The sequence below is a fragment of the Microvirga sp. P5_D2 genome, from assembly GCF_054049475.1.
The window spans coordinates 58,300-77,463 of sequence record NZ_JBFUMH010000010.1; the positions used below are offsets into that span (position 1 = coordinate 58,300).

The 19,164-nt window shown below is 65.8% G+C and carries 24 protein-coding genes; 10 read left to right on the plus strand and 14 right to left on the minus strand.

Features of this window, described 5'->3' with window-relative positions:
- Positions 1–36: 36 nt before the first annotated feature.
- The gene (locus ACXJKO_RS05725; RefSeq protein WP_457090122.1) at positions 37–252 is read right to left on the minus strand and encodes a hypothetical protein; all 216 of its coding nucleotides are present in this window, start codon (positions 250–252) and stop codon (positions 37–39) included.
- A gap of 63 nt (positions 253–315) precedes the next feature.
- Positions 316–1,059 carry an aquaporin Z gene (gene aqpZ, locus ACXJKO_RS05730; protein WP_457090123.1) on the minus strand — a complete coding sequence of 248 codons (744 nt, stop codon included), beginning with the start codon at positions 1,057–1,059 and terminating at the stop codon, positions 316–318.
- A gap of 423 nt (positions 1,060–1,482) precedes the next feature.
- Between aqpZ and ACXJKO_RS05735 the strand changes: the two genes are divergently transcribed.
- Positions 1,483–1,788, plus strand: a complete 306-nt coding sequence (locus ACXJKO_RS05735; protein WP_457090124.1) for a hypothetical protein — start codon at positions 1,483–1,485, stop codon at positions 1,786–1,788.
- Between the two features lie 60 nt (positions 1,789–1,848).
- Positions 1,849–2,652: a Crp/Fnr family transcriptional regulator gene (locus ACXJKO_RS05740; protein WP_457090125.1), complete on the plus strand. Its 804-nt coding sequence runs from the start codon at positions 1,849–1,851 to the stop codon at positions 2,650–2,652.
- Positions 2,653–2,900: 248 nt separating this feature from the next.
- Here ACXJKO_RS05740 and ACXJKO_RS05745 read toward each other — a convergent pair whose 3' ends face one another.
- From ACXJKO_RS05745 to ACXJKO_RS05755, 3 genes are all read right to left on the minus strand, one after another.
- Positions 2,901–3,359, minus strand: coding sequence for a DUF6691 family protein (locus ACXJKO_RS05745; RefSeq protein WP_457090126.1), 459 nt, complete (start codon positions 3,357–3,359; stop codon positions 2,901–2,903).
- A 3-nt stretch (positions 3,360–3,362) separates the two neighbouring features.
- Positions 3,363–3,788: a YeeE/YedE family protein gene (locus tag ACXJKO_RS05750; RefSeq protein ID WP_457090127.1), complete on the minus strand. Its 426-nt coding sequence runs from the start codon at positions 3,786–3,788 to the stop codon at positions 3,363–3,365.
- Positions 3,789–3,921: 133 nt separating this feature from the next.
- Positions 3,922–4,866, minus strand: coding sequence for a 1-phosphofructokinase family hexose kinase (locus ACXJKO_RS05755; RefSeq protein ID WP_457090128.1), 945 nt, complete (start codon positions 4,864–4,866; stop codon positions 3,922–3,924).
- 57 nt (positions 4,867–4,923) lie between these two features.
- Between ACXJKO_RS05755 and ACXJKO_RS05760 the strand changes: the two genes are divergently transcribed.
- Positions 4,924–5,169 carry a hypothetical protein gene (locus ACXJKO_RS05760; RefSeq protein ID WP_457090129.1) on the plus strand — a complete coding sequence of 82 codons (246 nt, stop codon included), beginning with the start codon at positions 4,924–4,926 and terminating at the stop codon, positions 5,167–5,169.
- On the opposite strand, the gene ACXJKO_RS05765 is transcribed toward ACXJKO_RS05760, so the two are convergent.
- The gene (locus tag ACXJKO_RS05765) at positions 5,124–5,576 is read right to left on the minus strand and encodes a pyridoxamine 5'-phosphate oxidase family protein (RefSeq protein WP_457090130.1); all 453 of its coding nucleotides are present in this window, start codon (positions 5,574–5,576) and stop codon (positions 5,124–5,126) included. The two genes, ACXJKO_RS05760 and ACXJKO_RS05765, sit on opposite strands and share 46 nt — an antisense overlap.
- Before the next feature lie 254 nt (positions 5,577–5,830).
- Between ACXJKO_RS05765 and ACXJKO_RS05770 the strand changes: the two genes are divergently transcribed.
- Genes ACXJKO_RS05770 through ACXJKO_RS05785 form a run of 4 tightly spaced genes read left to right on the plus strand, consistent with a single transcriptional unit; the run spans position 5,831 to position 7,787 of the window.
- A complete protein-coding gene (locus tag ACXJKO_RS05770) occupies positions 5,831–6,103 on the plus strand; it encodes a hypothetical protein (RefSeq protein ID WP_457090131.1) in 273 nt (90 codons plus the stop codon).
- 18 nt (positions 6,104–6,121) lie between these two features.
- Positions 6,122–6,466 carry an alcohol dehydrogenase catalytic domain-containing protein gene (locus tag ACXJKO_RS05775; protein WP_457090146.1) on the plus strand — a complete coding sequence of 115 codons (345 nt, stop codon included), beginning with the start codon at positions 6,122–6,124 and terminating at the stop codon, positions 6,464–6,466.
- Positions 6,459–7,301 carry a universal stress protein gene (locus ACXJKO_RS05780; protein WP_457090132.1) on the plus strand — a complete coding sequence of 281 codons (843 nt, stop codon included), beginning with the start codon at positions 6,459–6,461 and terminating at the stop codon, positions 7,299–7,301. The genes ACXJKO_RS05775 and ACXJKO_RS05780 overlap by 8 nt, the downstream gene beginning before the upstream one ends.
- A 48-nt stretch (positions 7,302–7,349) precedes the next feature.
- The gene (locus tag ACXJKO_RS05785; protein WP_457090133.1) at positions 7,350–7,787 is read left to right on the plus strand and encodes a universal stress protein; all 438 of its coding nucleotides are present in this window, start codon (positions 7,350–7,352) and stop codon (positions 7,785–7,787) included.
- Between the two features lie 11 nt (positions 7,788–7,798).
- Here ACXJKO_RS05785 and ACXJKO_RS05790 read toward each other — a convergent pair whose 3' ends face one another.
- The 3 genes from ACXJKO_RS05790 to ACXJKO_RS05800 form a co-directional block, all read right to left on the minus strand.
- On the minus strand, positions 7,799–8,116 hold the full coding sequence (locus ACXJKO_RS05790) for a c-type cytochrome (RefSeq protein ID WP_457090147.1): 318 nt from the start codon (positions 8,114–8,116) through the stop codon (positions 7,799–7,801).
- Positions 8,116–8,520 carry a hypothetical protein gene (locus ACXJKO_RS05795; protein WP_457090134.1) on the minus strand — a complete coding sequence of 135 codons (405 nt, stop codon included), beginning with the start codon at positions 8,518–8,520 and terminating at the stop codon, positions 8,116–8,118. The genes ACXJKO_RS05790 and ACXJKO_RS05795 overlap by 1 nt, the downstream gene beginning before the upstream one ends.
- A 120-nt stretch (positions 8,521–8,640) precedes the next feature.
- The gene (locus tag ACXJKO_RS05800; protein ID WP_457090135.1) at positions 8,641–10,245 is read right to left on the minus strand and encodes an MBL fold metallo-hydrolase; all 1,605 of its coding nucleotides are present in this window, start codon (positions 10,243–10,245) and stop codon (positions 8,641–8,643) included.
- Between the two features lie 106 nt (positions 10,246–10,351).
- Here ACXJKO_RS05800 and ACXJKO_RS05805 point away from each other — a divergent pair, with 106 nt between their 5' ends.
- On the plus strand, positions 10,352–10,741 hold the full coding sequence (locus ACXJKO_RS05805; protein WP_457090136.1) for a hypothetical protein: 390 nt from the start codon (positions 10,352–10,354) through the stop codon (positions 10,739–10,741).
- A gap of 32 nt (positions 10,742–10,773) precedes the next feature.
- On the plus strand, positions 10,774–11,064 hold the full coding sequence (locus tag ACXJKO_RS05810) for a DUF1003 domain-containing protein (RefSeq protein WP_457090137.1): 291 nt from the start codon (positions 10,774–10,776) through the stop codon (positions 11,062–11,064).
- A 42-nt stretch (positions 11,065–11,106) separates the two neighbouring features.
- Here ACXJKO_RS05810 and ACXJKO_RS05815 read toward each other — a convergent pair whose 3' ends face one another.
- From ACXJKO_RS05815 to ACXJKO_RS05825, 3 genes are read right to left on the minus strand one after another with little or no spacing between them, the layout of a single operon-like run.
- The gene (locus tag ACXJKO_RS05815) at positions 11,107–11,691 is read right to left on the minus strand and encodes an NAD(P)H-dependent oxidoreductase (RefSeq protein WP_457090138.1); all 585 of its coding nucleotides are present in this window, start codon (positions 11,689–11,691) and stop codon (positions 11,107–11,109) included.
- A complete protein-coding gene (locus ACXJKO_RS05820; RefSeq protein ID WP_457090139.1) occupies positions 11,688–14,285 on the minus strand; it encodes a cation-translocating P-type ATPase in 2,598 nt (865 codons plus the stop codon). Before ACXJKO_RS05820 ends, ACXJKO_RS05815 begins: the two co-directional genes overlap by 4 nt.
- Before the next feature lie 27 nt (positions 14,286–14,312).
- Positions 14,313–15,146, minus strand: coding sequence for a universal stress protein (locus ACXJKO_RS05825; protein WP_457090140.1), 834 nt, complete (start codon positions 15,144–15,146; stop codon positions 14,313–14,315).
- Positions 15,147–15,320: 174 nt separating this feature from the next.
- Between ACXJKO_RS05825 and ACXJKO_RS05830 the strand changes: the two genes are divergently transcribed.
- Positions 15,321–17,192, plus strand: coding sequence for a PHA/PHB synthase family protein (locus ACXJKO_RS05830; protein WP_457090141.1), 1,872 nt, complete (start codon positions 15,321–15,323; stop codon positions 17,190–17,192).
- A 24-nt stretch (positions 17,193–17,216) separates the two neighbouring features.
- On the opposite strand, the gene ACXJKO_RS05835 is transcribed toward ACXJKO_RS05830, so the two are convergent.
- Both ACXJKO_RS05835 and ACXJKO_RS05840 read right to left on the minus strand, forming a co-directional pair.
- The gene (locus tag ACXJKO_RS05835) at positions 17,217–18,290 is read right to left on the minus strand and encodes an NAD(P)-dependent alcohol dehydrogenase (protein ID WP_457090142.1); all 1,074 of its coding nucleotides are present in this window, start codon (positions 18,288–18,290) and stop codon (positions 17,217–17,219) included.
- Between the two features lie 112 nt (positions 18,291–18,402).
- Positions 18,403–18,897 (minus strand): Hsp20/alpha crystallin family protein, encoded by a 495-nt coding sequence (locus ACXJKO_RS05840; protein WP_457090143.1) that lies wholly within the window; start codon positions 18,895–18,897, stop codon positions 18,403–18,405.
- Positions 18,898–19,164 lie beyond the last annotated feature (267 nt).

The window sequence follows — 19,164 nt, forward strand, 5'->3', positions numbered from 1 at the left end:
GCCGCGGCGACCATGAGCGTTGCATCGCAACGGCGGTCATCGGCCGCGGTTGAGCCAGACCGTGGCCTGCATGCTGGTCCAGGCCGACAGCACCAGGAACTCGTGCCACTTGCCGTCAGGCGCCAGAAGCCGCCGCACATCGTAGTCGGCGGCTTCGCCCGATGGGGCCGAGGCCCTGTCGGGAGCGACCAGAGCCTCGTCGCCCCGAGGTGTGAGGCGGATCCGCCGCTCCTCGCACATGGTATGGAGCATGCCGTCGCACGGGCCTCCCACGCACTGGTAGGTCCGCTCCCGCGTCGCCATCGCGGTTTGGATTTACTCGGCCGGGGTGGCAGGCGCGATGCCGGTGACCTGCGCGGAGGGCTCCTCGCTGAGCCAGCGGTAGAGAATGCCGCCAAGTGCCCCGCCGATCAGCGGCGCGACCCAGAACATCCAGAGCTGCGCCAGCGCCCAGCCGCCGGCGAACAGCGCCGGACCGGTGCTGCGGGCCGGGTTGACCGAGGTGTTGGTGATCGGGATGCCGACGAGGTGGATCAGCGTCAGACCGAGGCCGATGGCAATCGGCGCGAAGCCGACCGGTGCCTTGCCATGGGTGGAACCCATGATGATAAACAGGAACATCATGGTGAGTACCACCTCGGCCACGAAGCCCGAGATCATGCTGTACTGGCCCGGCGAGTGCGCGCCGTAGCCGTTGGCGGCAAAACCCTTGGCGAGGTCGAACGTGGGGGAGCCGACGGCGATGGCATAGAGTGTCGCCGCGGCGATGACGGCGCCCACCACCTGTGAGGCCACGTAGGGTCCAATGCAATTGGCCGGGAAACGACCGCCGGCCCAGAGCCCCACCGTCACGGCCGGATTGAGGTGGCACCCTGAGATGTGCCCGATGGCGTAGGCCATGGTCAGCACCGTCAGGCCGAAGGCGAGCGACACGCCGAGCAGGCCGATGCCGACGTCGGGGAAGCCTGCCGCGATGACCGCGCTGCCGCAGCCGGCAAACGTCAGCCAGAAGGTGCCGATGGCCTCGGCGGCGCATTTGTGCATGGTGCTGCTGTGCATGGGCTCCTCCCGTAGGTCACGCAAACCAACTCGGGTACCGGAGCGACGTCGACAGAGGTGTCGATCAAAGCAGGCTCATCGCGAGCCTAGGTCCAACGCAGGAACATTTCTTCGTTTGGACGCGAGGATACCCCGACTCCGTTGCGGTCGTCGAGAAGGATTTCCGGCCGACGCCGCAGGCCGGGCTGGACGCTGGATCTCCCATGTCCGCCATGACTGGGTTTGGATGACGGCGAGAAGGCCGATCAAGGGCGACGACATCAGCTGTATCCTAACCTAGGTTAGTTTTCTGAAGCTTTCCCATCGGGCCAATGATACCATCGATGCCATGGGCCACTCTGCGACGCACAATGCGCTCCGCCCAAATTGCGTGCGGGAGGCTCCGCCAGAACTGCCTCGCTGAACCCATCCCGGAGGTGAGTCATGCCTCATGTTTTCTCGAAGTGCCCAGATGATCTATTCGAGGGACTGCTCCTGCCAGTGGAAGCCTGGAAGGCGATCGATGAGGCCCGCATCACGAGCCTTGAACAGCTCAAGCGCTGGGCGTCCGAGATCGGCGAAATGCCGGGCAACGATCCGAGCATTGCGCGGACCATCAAGGACAGGCTTGACCGCTTGGCTGCCAGGAGGAGGGTCCGAGTCAGGCTGGTCTTTCCGAAGCGGGTTCATCGCAAGACGAACCGCGAGACGGCCCTCGCCCATCTGCTCGCCTCGCGCCCGGGCTCCTGATGCACCAGCGGCGCCCATCTGCTCATAATGGCCTTGAGCTTTTTCTCCGGCGTTGAGATCATGGACCTACAGGAGGAACACGGCCCCATCGTGCTGAAGGCTCTGCACCGGGATCATCGGGCCAACCGGCTTCTCGCCGCGCTGGAGCCGGCGGACTTTGCCGTGCTGGAGCCGCATCTCGAAATCGTGGACCTGCGGAAACGCACGGTCCTCTACGAGGCGGGCGAATCCATTCGGCACACGTACTTCCCGCACGATGCCATCGTGTCCCTTGTCGAGGACATGGAGGATGGGCGGGTGGCCGAAGTGGCGCTGTTCGGGCGCGAGGGGGTGTTCGGTCTCCTGAGCACCTTCATCAGCGGTGAAGCCCTGGGACGCTACGTGGTGCTGGTCCCGGGCGCCGCGTCGCGGATTCCGGTGGAGCAGATGCGCCGGGTTCTCGTGTTGCGCTCCCGGCTGCGCCGGTTCGTGGCCGCTTTCAACGAGGCGCTGCTCGCCCAGGTGTTTCAGGCCGTGGCCTGCAATGCGCTGCACCCGGTCGAGGCCCGGTGCTGCCGCTGGCTTCTCAACACCCATGACCGCATGGACCAGGACATCCTGCCGCTGACCCATGAGACGCTGGCCGAGATGCTCGGGGTGCAGCGCTCCACGGTCAGCACCGTCTTGCGCGCCCTTCAAACCGCCGGCCTGATCGAACAGCGACGCGGCGGCATCGTCGTCACCAACCAGTCCGGCCTCGAACAGGCCACCTGCGAGTGCTACCGCAAGGTCCGTCTTCGCGTCGAGAAGGTACTCCCGGGCACCTATGCCCGTTCCGATCGGAACAAGCCGTGCCAATCTGCGACGCCCGTGCGGCTGCCATAGTCATCCTGACGCCGGGCGCGGTCTCGAACCRACACGGATCGACGGGCCTGGGCGCATCCGCCAAGGATTGGAAAGGCCCGCCTTCCCCGACGGAGGCGGCCTTTTTCGTCCGGACGGCCCCGGCTGCGGCGTCTCTGCGCGGCAGAACATCTCCGCGAAGCGGGTGTTCAGCCCCCTCTACGTGGTCACCGAGGACCTAGTCGATGGCACCCTTCCCGGTTGCGGGATCGGCGATTACGTACCAGACCTCATCCGTCGACCCGGGAAGCCTCGCGCCGGAAGGTGACCTGCGGCCAGTCCGCGGGCACGAGGCGGAAGATCGCCATGCCGAGGATCATTGCGGCCACGAAGACGGAGACCTCGGTCGGACCGAACGTCACGCCGACCAGCGCCGGACCGGGGCACAGGCCAACGAGGCCCCAGCCGAGGCCGAACAGGGCAGCCCCGCCGATCAGGCGAGGGTCGAGGTCGCGACGGGACGGGATCTCAAGCCGGGTGGCCAGCACGGGGACGCCGCGCCACCTGGCGACCAGGGTGCCCAGCGCCGACACCGCGACGGCGCCACCCATGACCAGGGCCAGGCTCGGGTCCCAGTGACCGAAGATGTCGAGGAAGCCGAGCACCTTGGCCGGGTTGACCATCTGCGAGACGATCAGCCCCAGCCCGAACAGCAGGCCGGAGACAAAGGCAGAAAGGATCAGGGGCATGACCTACATCCCGATGACGTGACGGGTGACGAAGACCGTGGCGATGGCCACGGCCATGAACACGACGGTGGCGGCAAGCGAGCGTGGCGAGCCGCGACCGATGCCGCAGACGCCATGGCCGCTGGTGCAGCCCGCCCCCAGACGCGTGCCGAAGCCGACGATCACCCCTGCCAGGGCCAGCACGGGCAACGGGGCGTCGAGGACAACCGTCGGCAGGATTGCGCCGAACGCCACGTAGGCCAGAGGTGCGGTGAACATCCCGGCCAGGAAAGCGAGGCGCCAGCCGATCTGGCCGCGCTCGGGCGGGATCAGGCCACCGAGGATGCCGCTGATGCCCGCGATGCGCCCGTTCAGCACCAGGAACAGGGCTGCGGATGTGCCGATCAGAAGGCCGCCGATGAGGGCGGACACGGGAGTGAACTGTTCCATGGACAACTCCGATCAGGTGGACTTATCGGTCCTGGCCTGCATTGCAACTCGAGGGGGCGGCCCGGCGCCGGGTTTCGAATCGACGGATCCAGACGGTCGGTGGAAGCGGCCCTTGCGATCGACGGCTGCGAGATCATGTTTCGCCACTCTGTCCATGGGCGGTCATCCGGAAGAGACGCCCCACATCCTCGCGCCTGACCAAGCCGGTGCCGGGTTTCAGGACAGCCGCGGTTCCCGCGGCGATGCCCCATCGAAAGGCTTCCCCGGGCGTGGCATCGCCCGCCAGGGCGAGCGTCATTGCGGCGAGGAAACTGTCGCCGGCACCGACGGCACTGCGGACGTCCACCTTCAAGGCGGGAAGCCGCATGGGTCCGCTGGCCTGAGCCAGGATTGCGCCCTCGTGGCCCATCGTGACGGCGAGCAGCTCGACGCGGCCGGACCGGACCACCTCCATGGCCGCGTCATCCTGGTCCTTGGGATCCCTCAGGCTGCGACCGACGAACTGCTCGAATTCGCCCAGGCTCGGCTTGGCGAGATGAATGCCGCCCGCCGCGATGGCCTCGCGAAGCGCCTGTCCCGACGTGTCGAGGACGAGTTTCATCGCCCTCTCCCGCGCGATTGCGGCGACCCGGACATAGAAATCAGTAGGAACGCCTTTGGGGATGCTGCCGCTTGCCACGAGATACTCGCAGTCCAGGGAGTTCAGCACCGCAAGCGCGTCCTGCCACTCGGACGGTCCGACCTCGGGTCCCTCCGGAACAAAACGGTACTCAAGCCCAGTGCTGCGTTCGAAGACGGTGTGACTGACCCGCGTGTGATCCTTGATCGCGATCCGCCTCCCGGTGATGCCGCTCCGCTCGAGCAGGTCCTCAAGCCCCGCGCCGCTGAGTCCTCCGGCTAGGTAGAGCGCGAGCGACGGGCCGCCGAGTTCCCGGATCACGCGCGTGACGTTGATCCCGCCGCCGCCGGGCTCGTAGCGCCCGTTGGTTGTGCGCACCTTGTGGATCGGGCGCACGGCTTCCGCCTCGCTGGATTCGTCGATGGCCGGGTTGAGGGTGAGCGTCACGATCGGCTTCATGGCTAGGGTCACCTGCGGATTTCATCTGTAAGGGCCAACGTCCCCAAGGAGCGCCGGATGCCTGCTGCCGCCCTTCCGGTGGATCCCGGCTTCTATCGCGACTTGCGAGAGCGGTTCGGGCCGCTGATCCGTTGCGACGGCCAGAACGCCGGCGGCCTTCTGGTCGTTCAGCCACCGACGCCGACGGGCTTGGAGTTGCCGACGGCGAAGCCAGGATGCGCCTCATCAGCCCATCTTTCCAAAGGGGCGCATGAGACCTATTCGCAGCCGACGAGATCCCTGTGGCCGAACCCCTTCCGGTAATCGAGGACGGAGATCACCGTCGGGACGACCTTGAAGAACGCGACGCCTACGCCTGGCCCCGAGGCGTACTCCGCGATCCCTTGCGGATATTTCCGGAGCAGGAGCTGGCCCGCCCGTTCGATCTCGCTCGGGTCCGTGAGGCGGTCTGCATGGCCTCCGGCCGAGATGCCGCGGATCTCGCCCCAGTTCGCGTAGGGAAGGTTGATCGTCAGGGACACCTTGCCGTTGCGGCTGATGTTCCGGGCCTTCTGGGAGTCCTCCGAACATCCGAAGTAGATGTCCAACCCGTCGTTGGCGTAGCTGACCGTCGTGGCCTGCGGGTATCCATCCTGACGGATCGTCGCGAGCGTCATGTCGCTGGCACGATCGAGGATGGACAGGATCTCGTCGCGAAGTCGCGCGTCCATGGCGATGTCCTCACGGCGGGCGGACCTTGTCAGCCCATGACGGCTTCGGTCTCGCCCACCCGCCTTGATTTGGATCAATGCCGAGGCGGGACAAGCCCCGCATGCTGGGTTCTGGTTCGTTGAGAATGATTCCCCGGTCCGACCGCAGGATTCCGCAGAATTCCAACCGCAACCTGCCTGATATTCGGGTATGATCCGACGCGAGCAGAGCTTTTCACGAACCGGAATGACGGCGGAGGGCTCCATGACCATCGATGATGAGCGTTCGCGTGTTTCAGGTGAGCGGAACGGGCCACGGGGTCTATGTGCCCGACATCCTCCCGCGTCTTCAATCGCTGCTCGCGACCCTGGCCGATCTGGATGTCGCCCACGCGAGCAATCTGATCGCGATCGAGAGCAGGCCGATGGACGAGGCCCGCAGGGACCAACTGGTTGCCGATCTCTGGCAGACCCATTGCAAGCGGCGCGCCCCCTACCTTCGGGAACTCGAGGCGCTCCATGAGCGGATCGACGCCACGTTTCGCTGAGGCGACGCCGTGAAGGCCATGGTCCTCCACAACGTGCGCTCGCCGCTCACCATGGAAGAGCGACCACTTCCCTCGCCTGCGGCGAACGAGACGCGCGTAGCGGTGGAAGCCTGTGCAGCGTGCCCCACCAATCTTCATGTGGTCGACGGCGACCTGCCGCATCCCAGGCTCCCCCTCATCCCCGGCCACGAGATCGTGGGGCAGGTGGAGGCGCTCGGCTCCGGCGGCCGCAACCGGGAGGAGCGCGCTGCGGTCGGGACGTCTCCAGGGGGCCGCGGTCCTCGTCCCCTGACGCAGGACGGAACCGGAAATCATCGTGCCCGGAAACGGGCAGCGGAATCAAAGGGAGGGAACCATGCTTGAGAACATCCGCAGCATCCTGATCGGGATCACGGAGGAAGGCGATGTCGACGAGCGCTCCTCGGCCCTGGCCTATGGGCTTGCGCTCGCCCGGCAGGCGGACGCCCATGTCACGGTCCAGGCGGCCTCGCTGAAAGTGACCGTGACGCACGCCTTCATCAGCACCTTCGCCGAAGGGCTCGTAGCCGCCGAGAACCGCCGGGTGGATGTGCTTGCGCGCGCGGTCGCCGACGCGTCCCAACGCGCTGCGGCGGCCTCGGGCCTGACCTGCACCACGCAGGCGCCGCAGCTAGCCTATCCGGCCCTCATCAGGAGCTTCGCCTCCCTCGCCCGCGCCCATGACTTGACGGTCCTCGACGCGGAGCCGATTGCCCTGGCCGTCGACCGCGGACTGATCGAGGCCGTGCTCATGGACAGCGGCCGTCCCCTCATCGTCGTGCCCCAGGATCGTGAGGCCTTCGCGGGAGCCCGGATCGTCGTGGCGTGGGACGGCAGCGCCAAGGCGGCGCGTGCCCTCAACGATGCCCTGCCATTCCTGCGGGCCGCCACTCAGGTCGAACTGGTCAGCGTCACGGGCGAGAAGGACCTGGCGCACACGGTGCCCGGCGCGGAGATCGCGCCGCATCTCACCCGCCATGGCGTCGCGGTAAATGTGCTGGCCCTGCCGGCCCTGAACAGGGATGTGGCCGAAACTCTGCGCAACCATGCCCACCTGACGCGGGCCGACATGATCGTCATGGGCGCCTATGTCCATTCACGCCTGCGGGAAATGGTGCTCGGCGGCACGACCCAGTCCCTGCTCAAGGACGCGCCGGTGCCCCTGTTCCTTTCCTACTGACCGTAGAGGCTCGGCATTCGCGCACGCTCATCACCGAGGGAGGTTCGCATGTACAAGAACATCCTGATTGCCACCGACGGCTCGTCCCTGGCGGCCCGTGCCGTCGAACACGGGGTCAACCTCGCCAAGTCGCTCGGTGCGAAGGTCCTGCTCCTGACGGTCACCGAGCGCTTCCGTGTCTTCGCCCTCGAGGCCGATCAGGTGGAGGAAACGTCGGACTCGTTCAGGGAGCACATGCAGAAGCAGGCCGAGCACACCCTGTCGGAGGCGTCCGAGATCGCGCGCAACCTGGGTGTCGAGGCGACGACGCTTCAGATGGAGGACGATGCGCCCTACCGTGCGATCATCCGCACGGCGGAGGACCATGTCTGCAACCTGATCGTCATGGCTTCGCATGGGCGCGGAGGGGTCTCGGCTCTCCTTCTAGGGAGCGAGACCATGAAGGTGCTCCACCACTCGAACATCCCGGTCCTCGTCGTGCGGTAGGAGGACGAAGCCTAATCCTGGATGGAATTGAGGTAGGCGAGCAGGTCGTTGATCTGGGCCGGATCGAGCTGGAACTGGGGCATGGAGGGGTGCCCCGTCGTGATGCCTTCCGCGAAGGCCTCGGCCAGGTCCTCGATCGGATAGCGCGTGTGCAGGGTCCGGAAAGGCGGTGCTTCGGGAATTGGGCTCTCGCCGACACGGCCGATGGCATGGCATTGGGAGCAGTTCGTCTGCGCGAAGGTGAACCCGCGCTGCGCCCGTCCCGATTGGGCGACGGTGGTTGTCGAAGCGCATGCGACGGCAAGGCAGACAAGGGTGAGCCGCTTCATCATCGATGTGCCCCTGCCCTGCCGGGTTCCGCCGCCGTCACCGACACGACCTGGAACGTATACGGCTTTCCGTCATCGTCCTCGATGGTGACGTATTCGCCCTCGGCAAAACGGTGCTGATGCAGGCGATAGCCCGCCTCCTCGTCGCCGGGCCGATCCTGATTGTAGTCGATCATCCAGGTGGCCCCGCCGGCCCCGCCGGACCGATGGATGAGAACACCCTGCCGCTCGCCCTCGTCGGCCCAGAAACGACGGACCCGGCAATGAACCCGTTTGCCCGACCATTCTTCCTGGTCCAGATGGCCCTTGTCATCAAGCGGCGCGGTGATCTCGTAGCCGTGACGGGAACTTCCCTCGGGAAACTGCTTGCTGCGGGCCAGGTGTAGCGTGACGTGATGGAGCATCGGTCCCTCCCAGGATTCACGCGGGTCTCGAGCAGACCTCGACATTGTGGCAAAGCTTGGAGCAAGCCCGCTCGGCCACCTTGATCCCGATCAATTCGCCACGGAGTCGGGGCATGCAAGTCAGCCCACCTGGTCCTGGGATCCGTTCCTCAAGGCATCCCTGATGCGCCGGATGATGACGCCTTTCGCTTTCCTGCCGGCCGCCGCCTCGACGGCATCGCCGATCTCGAGCAGCAGCTCCGCGTAGTCGTTGTGCCAATCCCGATGGCCCGCACTCGCGCTCGGTAGCCTCTCCTCATGGCGCTCGATCCGGACAGCCCGGTCGCCCGCCAGATCATAGACATCGTCGATGTCCGGAATGATGGCGTCGGGTACATGATCGAGATCTGCGAGGGACGATTGCAGCGCCTTGAGAGGCGCGTCCTCCCCATGGACGAGGAAGACCCCGCGCCGGACCGGAAGGCGGTCGGCAAGCCAGGCCTTCAGCTCAGGCCCGTCCGCATGCCCTGAGTAGAGGTCCAATGTCCGCATGCGAGCGCGGACCTTGATCTCCTCGCCATGGATCCTGACCTTGGGTACCCCGTCCTGAAGGATGCGTCCGAGCGTTCCCTGCGCCTGGAACCCGACGAAGAGGACCGTGGCCTCATTCCGCCAGAGCCAATCCTTCAGGTGATGCCGGATGCGGCCAGCCTCGCACATGCCGCTCGCTGCGATGATGATGTGGAAGCTGTGAATGCGATCGATGGCCTTGCTCTCCTCGACGCTCTCGGTGAAGCGCACCCACCGGGACTCGAGCGCCTGCACCAGGTCGGCGCCGTTCCTCAGCTCCTTTGCATGACGTTTGAAGATCGCGCTGGCTTTCGTGGCCAGGGGCGAGTCGATGAAGACCGGGATGTCGGGCAGTTCGCCCGCTTCCATCAGTTCCATCAGATCGACGAGGAGTTCCTGCGTCCGCTCGACCGCGAACGACGGAATCAGCAACACCCCGCTCGGATGCATCGCCGCGCGGACCTCGTCGCGCAGCATACGCCGTCGGCTCTCGATGGTAGTGCCGGACCGGTCCGTACCGCCATAGGTGGATTCGAGGAGGACGTAATCGAGGTCGCGTGGGCCGTCCGGGTCCGGTTGCAGGAGCTTGTGGACGGGCCCGACATCGCCGGAGAACAGAAGCTGGGTTGGTTTCTCCTCGCTTCCATGCGTCACCTCCATCTCGACGGAGGCCGAGCCCAGAAGATGGCCCGCATTCCAGTAGCGGGCGCGGAAGCCCGGGGCGACCTCCTGCCACTGGCCGTAAGCCACGGGGCGGAACTGATCGAGGGAGGCAATGGCGTCCTCCTGCGTGTAGATCGGGGACACGGTCTCGCGCCCGCGGCGGCTGTTGCGGCGGTTGAGCTGGCTGACCTCCATCTCCTGGATGTAGCCGGAGTCCGGCAGCATGATGGATCCCAGATCGGCCGTTCCGGCCGTTGCGTAGATCGGGCCGTCGAACCCGGCCCTCACGAGCTTCGGCACGAGACCGCTGTGGTCGATGTGAGCGTGGGTGAGGCAGAGGGCACTGATGCCGGCTGCCCGAAAGGGGAAGTGCTGGTAGTTGAGCTCCCTCTCCTCCTTCGAGCCCTGGAACATGCCGCAATCGACCAGGATGCGGGCTGCTTCCGTCTCGAGCATGAAGCAGGATCCGGTCACGGTTCTGGCGGCGCCATGAAAGTGAAGGCGAAGCGACATTGGGCATCCTTTCAAAGAAGGGCCTTGGCCTGCAAGGATCGCACCAAGACGTGGCTGCGTCGAGCAGCTAGGTTTGACCAATCTTCAATATTCGAGAGGACGAGCCATGGCATCGCGCTCGGTACCATTACACTCCGCCCCGCCAGCCGGGGGCATCTGCCCCATCACCGGTGAGGCCTATTCTGGGCGTAACTCCGTTGTGCTCGATCACCTGCATCCCTCCCTGGCGGAGCGAATCCGGCAGGACCACCCGGCGCTGACCGCCGACGCCCGGATCAGCCGCACGGCGGCGGACCGTTACCGGACCCTGCATGTGGTGGAGCTGCTTCGCCAGGAACGCGGAGAGCTGACACAGCTCGATGAGGAGGTCGCGCGAAGCCTTGCCGAAGGGGCCATGGTGTCGACCAATACCGAGGAACACTATGACGAAGCCCGTACCCTGGGGAACGGCTCTCCGACGCCCTCGCTTCCTTCGGCGGCAGTTGGCCATTCCTGATCTTGTTTGGGCTCGGGCTGGCCATCTGGATCATGGCCAACAGCGTCCGGCAGCAATCCGCTTTCGACCCTTATCCCTACATCCTGCTCAACCTCATCCTGTCCTGCATTGCCGCAAACCAGGCGCCGATCATCATGATGAGCCAGAGACGCCAGGAGACGAAGGACCGGCTGCGCGCCCTCAACGACTATCGGGTGAACCTGAAGGCGGAGCTCGAGATCCGGCACCTGCACGAGAAGCTCGATCATCTCATCACGCGGCAATGGGAGCGCCTCGCGGAAATCCAGGAACTCCAGATCGAGCTGTTGCAGGAGCGCCGCTGAGCACGGATCAGGGCCACGATGACCGCAGGGGCTCCTCAAGGGCTATCGCGCCCGCTTGCCGAGGCGGCGCATGGCCTCGATCCACGCCGCCCGCTTGCCGTCGCCCATGCCCTCGATCATGCCGATCAGCGTGTGCCGGTTGGGGCCGATGCCGACCAGGGACAGGATACTGCGCTTGAGGCTCCTGAGGCTGTGCGCCCCGAAGTACCATCGGTAGGCAAAGGCGGGCATTCCCATGGTGATAACGATGCGCGAGGAGCGTCCCTTGAGCGCGGTCTTCCACCTGCCGCCTGCCCCGGCGCCACCCGTCATGAAGGCAGGCCGCAGGGCCTGTTCCAGGAAGCCCTTGAGAAGGGCGGGCATCCCTCCCAGCCATAGAGGATAAATGATGACGAGGTGCTCGGCCCATGCCAGCGTCTGCTGGGCCTCCGCGATGGTGGCCGGCGGCGAGGCGCCGTCCCAATCGGCCTTCGAGCGCAGCAGCGGGAAGTCGAGATCGGCAACGGCAATGAAACGGACCTGATGCCTGCGGGCGACGGATCCTTCCGCATAGGCCTCAGCCAACGCATGGCAGAAATGCCCGCCGCCGGATGTGGGATGACCTTGGATGATGACGACGCGCGTCATGCCGTTGTCCTTTGCTCATGGCGTGGCACCAACACCGCCCTGAGCCGCTTGGCAAACCCATACCAACCGCCTGCCAGGACCGCGATCGCCAGGGCTGCTGCCAACCATGAGGGGCTCGGCGGCGACAGGCGAAGAATGGCGGCAAGGGGTGGGACGTAAAGGACCACCGCGACGATGGCCGCAGCCGCGGCACCGATCGCCCAAAAGGCGATCCTGCTTCGGTCGAAGAACGAGGTTTCCGGCTCCGCGGCGTCGGCGAACGCCAGCACCAGGTTTCCAACGACTAGGGCGACAAACGCCGATGCCCGCGCCTGCGCCTCCGGGATGCCGCCGTGCAGTGCCCAGACATAGAGACCCAGGACGGCTCCGAGAACGGTGGCCCCTTGGACGAACCCGAGCGTGATCTGGAAGATGCCGAAGAGCGGCTCGGTCGCGGGCCGCGGCGGCTTCTCCATCGCGTGCCTTTCGCTGGGTTCCCCCTCGAAGGCAAGCGAGCAGACCGGGTCGATCACGAGTTCCAGCAGGATTACGTGCATCGGATACAGGATTGGCGGCAGGCCCATGACGATGGGCAGCAGGGCCAACCCGGCGATGGGCACGTGGACTGCCGTCACGTAGGTCAGCGCCTTGCGCAGGTTCGCGAAGATGCGCCGCCCGAGCCGCACGCCGCCGATGATCGAGACGAAGCGATCGTCGAGGAGGACCAGGTCCGAGGCCTCACGCGCCACGTCCGTGCCGCGCTGCCCCATAGCGATGCCGATGTGGGCGGCTTCGAGCGCTGGCGCGTCATTGACGCCGTCGCCGGTCATCGCGACGACCTCGCCATTGGCTTTGAGCGCCTCGACCAGGGCGAGCTTCTGCTCCGGCATGATGCGGGCGAAGACCCGGATGCGACTCACCCGTTCCCGCAGGCCGCTTGGATCGAGATCGACGATGTCCCGGCCGGTGAGCACGCCCTCACCCGTGTCGATGCCCGCCTGACGGGCGATTTCCAGAGCGGTGGCCGGGTAGTCGCCCGTGATCATCGCGACTGTGATCCCGGCCCGCTTTGCCTCGGCGATCGCCTGAGGAACATCGGTCCTCACCGGGTCCGCGAAACCGATCAAGCCTTCGAACCGGAACGCCAGATCCTCTGGAGCTGTCGTGCGGTCCTCATTCTCGCGCACCGATGCCACACCGAGCACCCGCAGACCGCGGCTCGCCAGTTCCGCGACCTTGGCGTCTATCGCAGTCCGTTCGTCATCGGTCATACGGCAGAGACGGAAGATGGCCTCCGGGGCCCCTTTTGCCGCGTACAGAACGCCGCCCAAGGGGTCCTGCCAAACCTGGATGAACGCCAGCAACCCGGGGCGGAGCGGATAAGTGCGCAACGGGCTCCCAACTCCATCCGGATCCGGCGGAAGGTGCCCGCCTACTTCATGAACGGCCTTGTCCATGGGATCGACGGGACGGACGGCGGACGCAAGCACAGCCATCCGGAGCGGCTCTATGGCGGTACCGGAAGGCCTGCCTCTGTCCCGGAGATCCTGAACCTTGCCGTCGCGCCAGACCGTGGCGAGCACCATCCGGTTTTCGGTCAGCGTGCCTGTCTTGTCGACGCACAGGAACGTGGCGGCCCCGAGCATTTCGATGACGGCGGCGCGGCGCACCAGCACTTTGTGCCGGGCGAGGCGGAAGGCCCCGAGCGCCATGAAGATCGCCAGCACCATCGGGAACTCCTCCGGCAGCAGCGCGATGGCCAGCGTGATGCCGGACAACGTGCCACCGATCCAGTCGCCCCGCAGCACGCCGTACGCCACGGCAACGATGGCGCAGAATACGAGCGCAAGGATTCCGAGTTTGGCAACGAGTGCGCCGGTCGTCTTCTGGAGCAGCGTCGGCTCATTCTCGATGGCGGCCAGCGAGGCGCCGATGCGCCCCAGCCGCGTCGAGGGTCCAGTGCGCAGGATGTGAACCATACCCTGCCCGCGCACGTTCAGGGTCCCGCCGAACAGGTAGGGCGTGTCGTCTCCCCCCGGCTCGGGATCGCCAGCTTGGTCCACATCGGCGTGTGCGGGACGTTTGGACACCGGAACCGACTCGCCGGTGAGGGCAGACTCGTCGACCGTCAGCGCGTCACCCGCGATCAAGAGGCCATCGGCGGGCAGACGTTCGCCCTCACCGACCAGGACGAGATCGCCCGGCACGACCTCACGCGCCGGGACGCGCCGCTCGGTCCCGCCGCGGATCACCCGGGCGGAGGGCTCGGCCAGCTCGCGCAGGGCTGCAAGAGCCCGCTCGCTCCTCGCCTCTTGCAGCACCACCAAGCCGATCGTCACGACGGCCCCGGCCGTCATGAACACGCCTTCCCCGATGTCGCCAAGCATCAGGTAGACCCCTGCTGCGGCCAGCAGAAGCAGGAACATCGGCTCGCGCAGGATGCCGCGGACGATGTCAACCAAGCCGCGGGAGCGCTTTCCCGCGACCGCGTTGGGGCCATGCTGCGCGAGGCGGCGGTCCGCCTCGGCCTCCTCGAGACCCGTCACCACCGCAGTTGCGACCGTCGCGGGGTCCGCGTCATGGCCACTCGGTGCGGTTTGCGCATGAACGGCCATGTCCGCTCCCGGTTGGAAGGATCCGCCTCAATGGGCCACCAGGATCGGGCTTTCGGAGGCAGTGAGCATGTCCCGCGTCGCGCCGCCGAACACCTGCTCCCTCAGGCGGGTGTGGCCGTAGGCTCCCATGATGACGAGATCCGCGGAAACGCGGCGCGCCTCCTCGAGGATGACGTCGCCGACATCGCGGTCCCGGCTCTCGGCAGTGACGACTTCCGCAACGACGTTGTGGTGGGCGAGATGGGCCTTTAACTCCGCATAGGGCTCCGTATCCGCCGGAGGATCCACGACCAGGACCACCACCCGGGCGGCCTGCTCGATGAACTCCAGCCCTTCGCGCAGGGCACGGGCCGACTCGCGGCTGCCGTTCCAGGCGACCAACACGGTCTCGATCGGCCCCTGCCGGCGGCGGCCAGGCGGCACGAGCAGAAGCGCCCGCCCGCTGCCGAACAGCACCGCCTCCACGAGGTCCGGCCAGAGCGGGGACTTGGCCTCGCCGTAGCACCGCGTGGCGATGAAGAGATCGGCGCACCGGGCCTGGTCCACGACCTTCCCGGTCAACGCACCGAACGTCTCGTCGAACCGGCGCAGCTCGCTCGGCACCTGAAGGCCGGCCAATCGCTCCGTCAGCCGCCTAGCCGTGACATCACCATCCTTCATGGCTTGGTCCTGGAGTTCGGTCAGAACCTGGATCGCGGCCGCGCCGCCATCCATGGGCATGGCGATCGTGAGATCGGGAAGCTGGTTAGTAAAAAGCCCGATCAGATGAGCCCGCCCAGCGGACGCGATGACCTGCCCGTGCTCCAGCCGGATCTCGTCCTCGGGACTTCCATCGAGATGCACCATGATGTCCTTGATCATCGCTCTCTCCCTCTGCGTGCCCGGTCACAACCGTCGTGCCGAAGCGACTATCGATCATCATGTGGTCGAAATCGGGGTGGATGCTTTGATCTGACGCAATTCGCCTGAGATTGCTTGGATTTAATCTCGAGTGATCCACCGACCTCGGCACACGGGGTTAGCCCGGAGGTTGCAATGCCGTCCCATACGACTGGTGCTCTCACGGGCGGTCGCTCGCCGCAAGCCCAGGCCGCCTCGCTTCCCAAGCGGAGGCCGGATCGGCTTCCTGCACGACCCGTGCCTTCGCCGCCCCGTCGGTCCCAACCGTCCGATGATGCCGAACTTCATCGGATCCGGGACGCTCTCGACCATGCCGCCCATGCGGGTCTGGCGCGTCTCACGGGCGGACTGTCACCGGCCGCCGTCTTCGATGCCTACATGGACTGGGCCGTCAATCTCGCCATCTCGCCGGGCAAGCAGGTTGAACTCGCGGCGAAGGCAGCCCGCAAATGGGCGCGGCTGGCGCAGTTCGCCGTACGCTATCCCAGTAGCGGAGGCACATGCGAGCCGTGCATCGAGCCGTTGCCCCAGGACAAACGCTTTAGTGAGGCCGAGTGGCAGCAATGGCCCTTCAATCTCATTCAGCAGGGCTTCCTGCTCCAGCAGCAATGGTGGGACAACGCGACGACCGGGATCGACGGAGTCACCAGGCAGCATCAGGCCGTGGTCGAGTTCATCGCGCGCCAGATCCTCGACATGGCCTCACCGTCGAACTTCCTCCTGACCAACCCGGTCGTGCAGCGACGCATCCTGGAAACGGGCGGCCAGAACCTCGTGCAGGGCTTCCGCAACTTCCTGGACGACTGGGAGCGGATCGTCCGCTCGAAGCCTCCCGCAGGCTTGGAGGCCTTTCGGGTGGGCCGGGATGTGGCCGTCACGCCAGGCAAGGTGATCTACCGCAACCGTCTCATCGAGCTGATCCAGTACGAACCGACCACCAAGAAGGTCCATCCGGAGCCGATCCTGGTCGTGCCCGCCTGGATCATGAAGTACTACATCCTGGACCTCTCACCCGAAAACTCCCTCGTCCGCTACCTCACGGGCCAGGGATTCACGGTCTTTATCATCTCGTGGAAGAACCCGACGGCGGAGGATCGGGATCTCGGCATGGACGAATATCGGACGCTCGGGGTGATGGCGGCGCTGGATGCCGTGAACGCGGTCGTTCCCGATCGGAAGGTTCATGCGGTTGGCTACTGCCTTGGCGGCACGCTTCTTTCCATAGCGGCCGCCGCCATGGCACGCGACAGCGACCAGCGTTTGGCGACCCTCTCCCTGTTGGCGGCGCAGGCTGACTTCCGGGAAGCCGGAGAGCTCACTTTGTTCATCAACGAGAGCCAGGTCCACTTCCTTGAGGACCTGATGCGCAGCCAGGGCTATCTCGACACCCGACAGATGGCCGGGGCTTTCCAGCTCCTGCGCTCGAACGATCTGATCTGGTCGAGGCTCGTGCGGCACTACCTCATGGGCGAGCGCACGCCCCTGAACGATCTCATGGCCTGGAATGCCGATGCCACCCGCATGCCTTACCGCATGCATGCGGATTACCTGAGGCAGCTCTTCCTCGACAACGACCTCGCCGAAGGACGTTTCCAGGTCGACGGCCGTCCCATTGCCATCAGCGATATCCGGGCACCGATCTTTGCAGTCGGCACCGAGCGCGATCACGTGGCGCCGTGGCGCTCTGCGTTCAAGATCCATCTGCTCGCCGATACGGACGTGACATTCCTTCTCACGACGGGCGGCCACAATGCCGGCATCGTGGCCAGACCGGACAATTCGAAGGGAAGCTTCCAGGTCCTGACAAGGTCAGCTACGGGGCACTTCCTGGATCCCGACACATGGACCAGGATCGCACCGCGCTTCGAGGGCTCGTGGTGGCCGGAATGGGCGCGCTGGCTGGCCTCGCATTCGGGTGAGCCTGTTGCTCCTCCCACTATGGGAACACCCGCGCAGGGCTACCCTGCCCTGTGTGATGCACCCGGCACTTACGTGATGCAGGCTTGATCAAAACTCGTGACATCCCCAACCCTACGGCGTTATCGCCACCTTCAGCACGCCATCGCGCTGGTGGGCGAAGAGGTCATAGGCCTCCTCAATCTGATCGAGCTTGAAGCGATGCGTCACCAGCGGCCGTGTGTCGACACGTCCCGAGGCGATGGCGCCCATGAGCCGGCGCATGCGCTCCTTGCCGCCTGGGCACAGCGTCGTCCGGATGGTGTGGTCGCCCAATCCTGCCAAAAAACCGTCGAGCGGAATCCTGAGATCGCCCGAATAGACACCCAGCGACGACAGCGTGCCGCCGGGACGGAGCACGCGCAGCGACGCCTCGAAGGTCTGCTGCCGTCCGAGCGCCTCGATGGAGACGTCGACGCCCCGCCCGTCGGTCAGGCGCCTGATCTCCTCGACCGGATCGACCTTCGTGAAGTCGACGACATGGTCGGCCCCCATCCGGCGCGCCATCTCCATGCGCTCCGGCACGCTCTCCGCCGCGATGATCGTGGTCGCGCCCATCAGACGGGCACCGGCGGTCGCGCACAGGCCGATCGGCCCTTGGGCAAACACGGCCACCGAGTCGCCGATGCGGATGCGCCCGCTTTCCGCGCCGGAGAAGCCGGTCGACATGATGTCGGGACACATCAGCACCTGCTCGTCGGTGAGCCCATCAGGCACCGGAGCAAGGTTCGCCATGGCATCAGGAACCAGCAGGTATTCGGCTTGGCAGCCGTCGATGGTGTTGCCGAACTTCCAGCCCCCCATGGCTTTCCATCCGTGCTTCGTGCCGGCCCCGTCCTGGGAATGGCAGCCGCACAGGCAGGCCGCGCTGTGCCCGCTCGGCGTGATGGCACCGGCGATGACCCTTTGGCCCTCGCGGTAGCCCTGCACGGCCGAACCGAGCTTCTCGATCACGCCGACAGGTTCATGGCCGATGGTCAGGCCTCGGGCCACCGGATACTCGCCCTTGAGGATGTGCACGTCGGTGCCACAGATCGTGGTGGTGGTGATGCGGACGAGCGCATCGAGCGGACCAACATCCGGGATTGGCTTCTCATCCAAAGCGATGCGGCCGAGCTCGACAAAGACGGCAACCTTCATCCTGGGCATGACCATCCTCCCAAGGCTGATCCAAGCCAATTCTACCACGGGACAGCGACACGTCCGTCATTGCCGGCCTGCTGGGCATTGGACGGGGATCGCCGATAATGCGAACCGGGTTTCAGCCGGATTTCGTGTCCTCGGATTGTCCCGATGTCCCGGTTGCCTGTTGTCCTTCCGTGGTACCCTGACCGGGTGCGCCCCGTCCTTGAACCTGAATCCGGCGCGAGCGCTCCGGCCGCCCGGTCTTCGGCACGGTCACGGTCAGGACGCCATTCTCGAAGCTGGCCTGGACCTGCTCGGAGTCGACAGCGAAGGGCAGCCTCAACGAGCGCTGGAAGGTGCCGTAGGCGCGCTCGACGAAGTGGAAGTTCTCCTTGTCGTCCTTGCGCTCGAACTTCTTCTCGCCCCGGATGGTGAGCACGTCGTCATCGAGGCTGACGTCAATGTCCTGCTCAGTCACGCCGGGCAGCTCGGCCGTGATGCGGATTTCCTTGTCCGTCTCCGACACGTTCATGCTGGCATTGACGAAGTTGCCGATGTCACCTTGGCCCTGACTGCCGGCTGCCGCAGGCAGAGCGGCCCCGCGGAAGACATCGTCGAAGAGGCGGTTCATCTCGCGGTGCAGCGACAGGAAGGGGTCTTGGTCGTGTCAAAACGCTTTCGCAAAAGACGGATTGCGGCTTTCCCCGCTCCAAGGCCCTTCACCATCATGGGCGAGCGCGGATTGGCTTATCGTCGATGGAATGAAGCTCCCATCGCCTCTGAAGCGAGGATCCGGCGTGTCACAGGCGTGATGACGCGGGCAGAACCCGCCCCTAAGTCCTGAGGGCGGCCATCAGCGGCTGAATACCCAGGATGTTCAGCACCCGAGTGAGATTGT

Coding starts and splice junctions, on each gene's coding strand:
- ACXJKO_RS05725 (WP_457090122.1), bottom strand. CDS start 252: ATGCTCCATACCATGTGCGAGGAGCGGCGGATCCGCCTCACACCTCGG.
- aqpZ (WP_457090123.1), bottom strand. CDS start 1,059: ATGCACAGCAGCACCATGCACAAATGCGCCGCCGAGGCCATCGGCACC.
- ACXJKO_RS05735 (WP_457090124.1), top strand. CDS start 1,483: ATGCCTCATGTTTTCTCGAAGTGCCCAGATGATCTATTCGAGGGACTG.
- ACXJKO_RS05740 (WP_457090125.1), top strand. CDS start 1,849: ATGGACCTACAGGAGGAACACGGCCCCATCGTGCTGAAGGCTCTGCAC.
- ACXJKO_RS05745 (WP_457090126.1), bottom strand. CDS start 3,359: ATGCCCCTGATCCTTTCTGCCTTTGTCTCCGGCCTGCTGTTCGGGCTG.
- ACXJKO_RS05750 (WP_457090127.1), bottom strand. CDS start 3,788: ATGGAACAGTTCACTCCCGTGTCCGCCCTCATCGGCGGCCTTCTGATC.
- ACXJKO_RS05755 (WP_457090128.1), bottom strand. CDS start 4,866: ATGAAGCCGATCGTGACGCTCACCCTCAACCCGGCCATCGACGAATCC.
- ACXJKO_RS05760 (WP_457090129.1), top strand. CDS start 4,924: ATGCCTGCTGCCGCCCTTCCGGTGGATCCCGGCTTCTATCGCGACTTG.
- ACXJKO_RS05765 (WP_457090130.1), bottom strand. CDS start 5,576: ATGGACGCGCGACTTCGCGACGAGATCCTGTCCATCCTCGATCGTGCC.
- ACXJKO_RS05770 (WP_457090131.1), top strand. CDS start 5,831: ATGATGAGCGTTCGCGTGTTTCAGGTGAGCGGAACGGGCCACGGGGTC.
- ACXJKO_RS05775 (WP_457090146.1), top strand. CDS start 6,122: ATGGTCCTCCACAACGTGCGCTCGCCGCTCACCATGGAAGAGCGACCA.
- ACXJKO_RS05780 (WP_457090132.1), top strand. CDS start 6,459: ATGCTTGAGAACATCCGCAGCATCCTGATCGGGATCACGGAGGAAGGC.
- ACXJKO_RS05785 (WP_457090133.1), top strand. CDS start 7,350: ATGTACAAGAACATCCTGATTGCCACCGACGGCTCGTCCCTGGCGGCC.
- ACXJKO_RS05790 (WP_457090147.1), bottom strand. CDS start 8,116: ATGAAGCGGCTCACCCTTGTCTGCCTTGCCGTCGCATGCGCTTCGACA.
- ACXJKO_RS05795 (WP_457090134.1), bottom strand. CDS start 8,520: ATGCTCCATCACGTCACGCTACACCTGGCCCGCAGCAAGCAGTTTCCC.
- ACXJKO_RS05800 (WP_457090135.1), bottom strand. CDS start 10,245: ATGTCGCTTCGCCTTCACTTTCATGGCGCCGCCAGAACCGTGACCGGA.
- ACXJKO_RS05805 (WP_457090136.1), top strand. CDS start 10,352: ATGGCATCGCGCTCGGTACCATTACACTCCGCCCCGCCAGCCGGGGGC.
- ACXJKO_RS05810 (WP_457090137.1), top strand. CDS start 10,774: ATGGCCAACAGCGTCCGGCAGCAATCCGCTTTCGACCCTTATCCCTAC.
- ACXJKO_RS05815 (WP_457090138.1), bottom strand. CDS start 11,691: ATGACGCGCGTCGTCATCATCCAAGGTCATCCCACATCCGGCGGCGGG.
- ACXJKO_RS05820 (WP_457090139.1), bottom strand. CDS start 14,285: ATGGCCGTTCATGCGCAAACCGCACCGAGTGGCCATGACGCGGACCCC.
- ACXJKO_RS05825 (WP_457090140.1), bottom strand. CDS start 15,146: ATGATCAAGGACATCATGGTGCATCTCGATGGAAGTCCCGAGGACGAG.
- ACXJKO_RS05830 (WP_457090141.1), top strand. CDS start 15,321: ATGCCGTCCCATACGACTGGTGCTCTCACGGGCGGTCGCTCGCCGCAA.
- ACXJKO_RS05835 (WP_457090142.1), bottom strand. CDS start 18,290: ATGCCCAGGATGAAGGTTGCCGTCTTTGTCGAGCTCGGCCGCATCGCT.
- ACXJKO_RS05840 (WP_457090143.1), bottom strand. CDS start 18,897: ATGAACCGCCTCTTCGACGATGTCTTCCGCGGGGCCGCTCTGCCTGCG.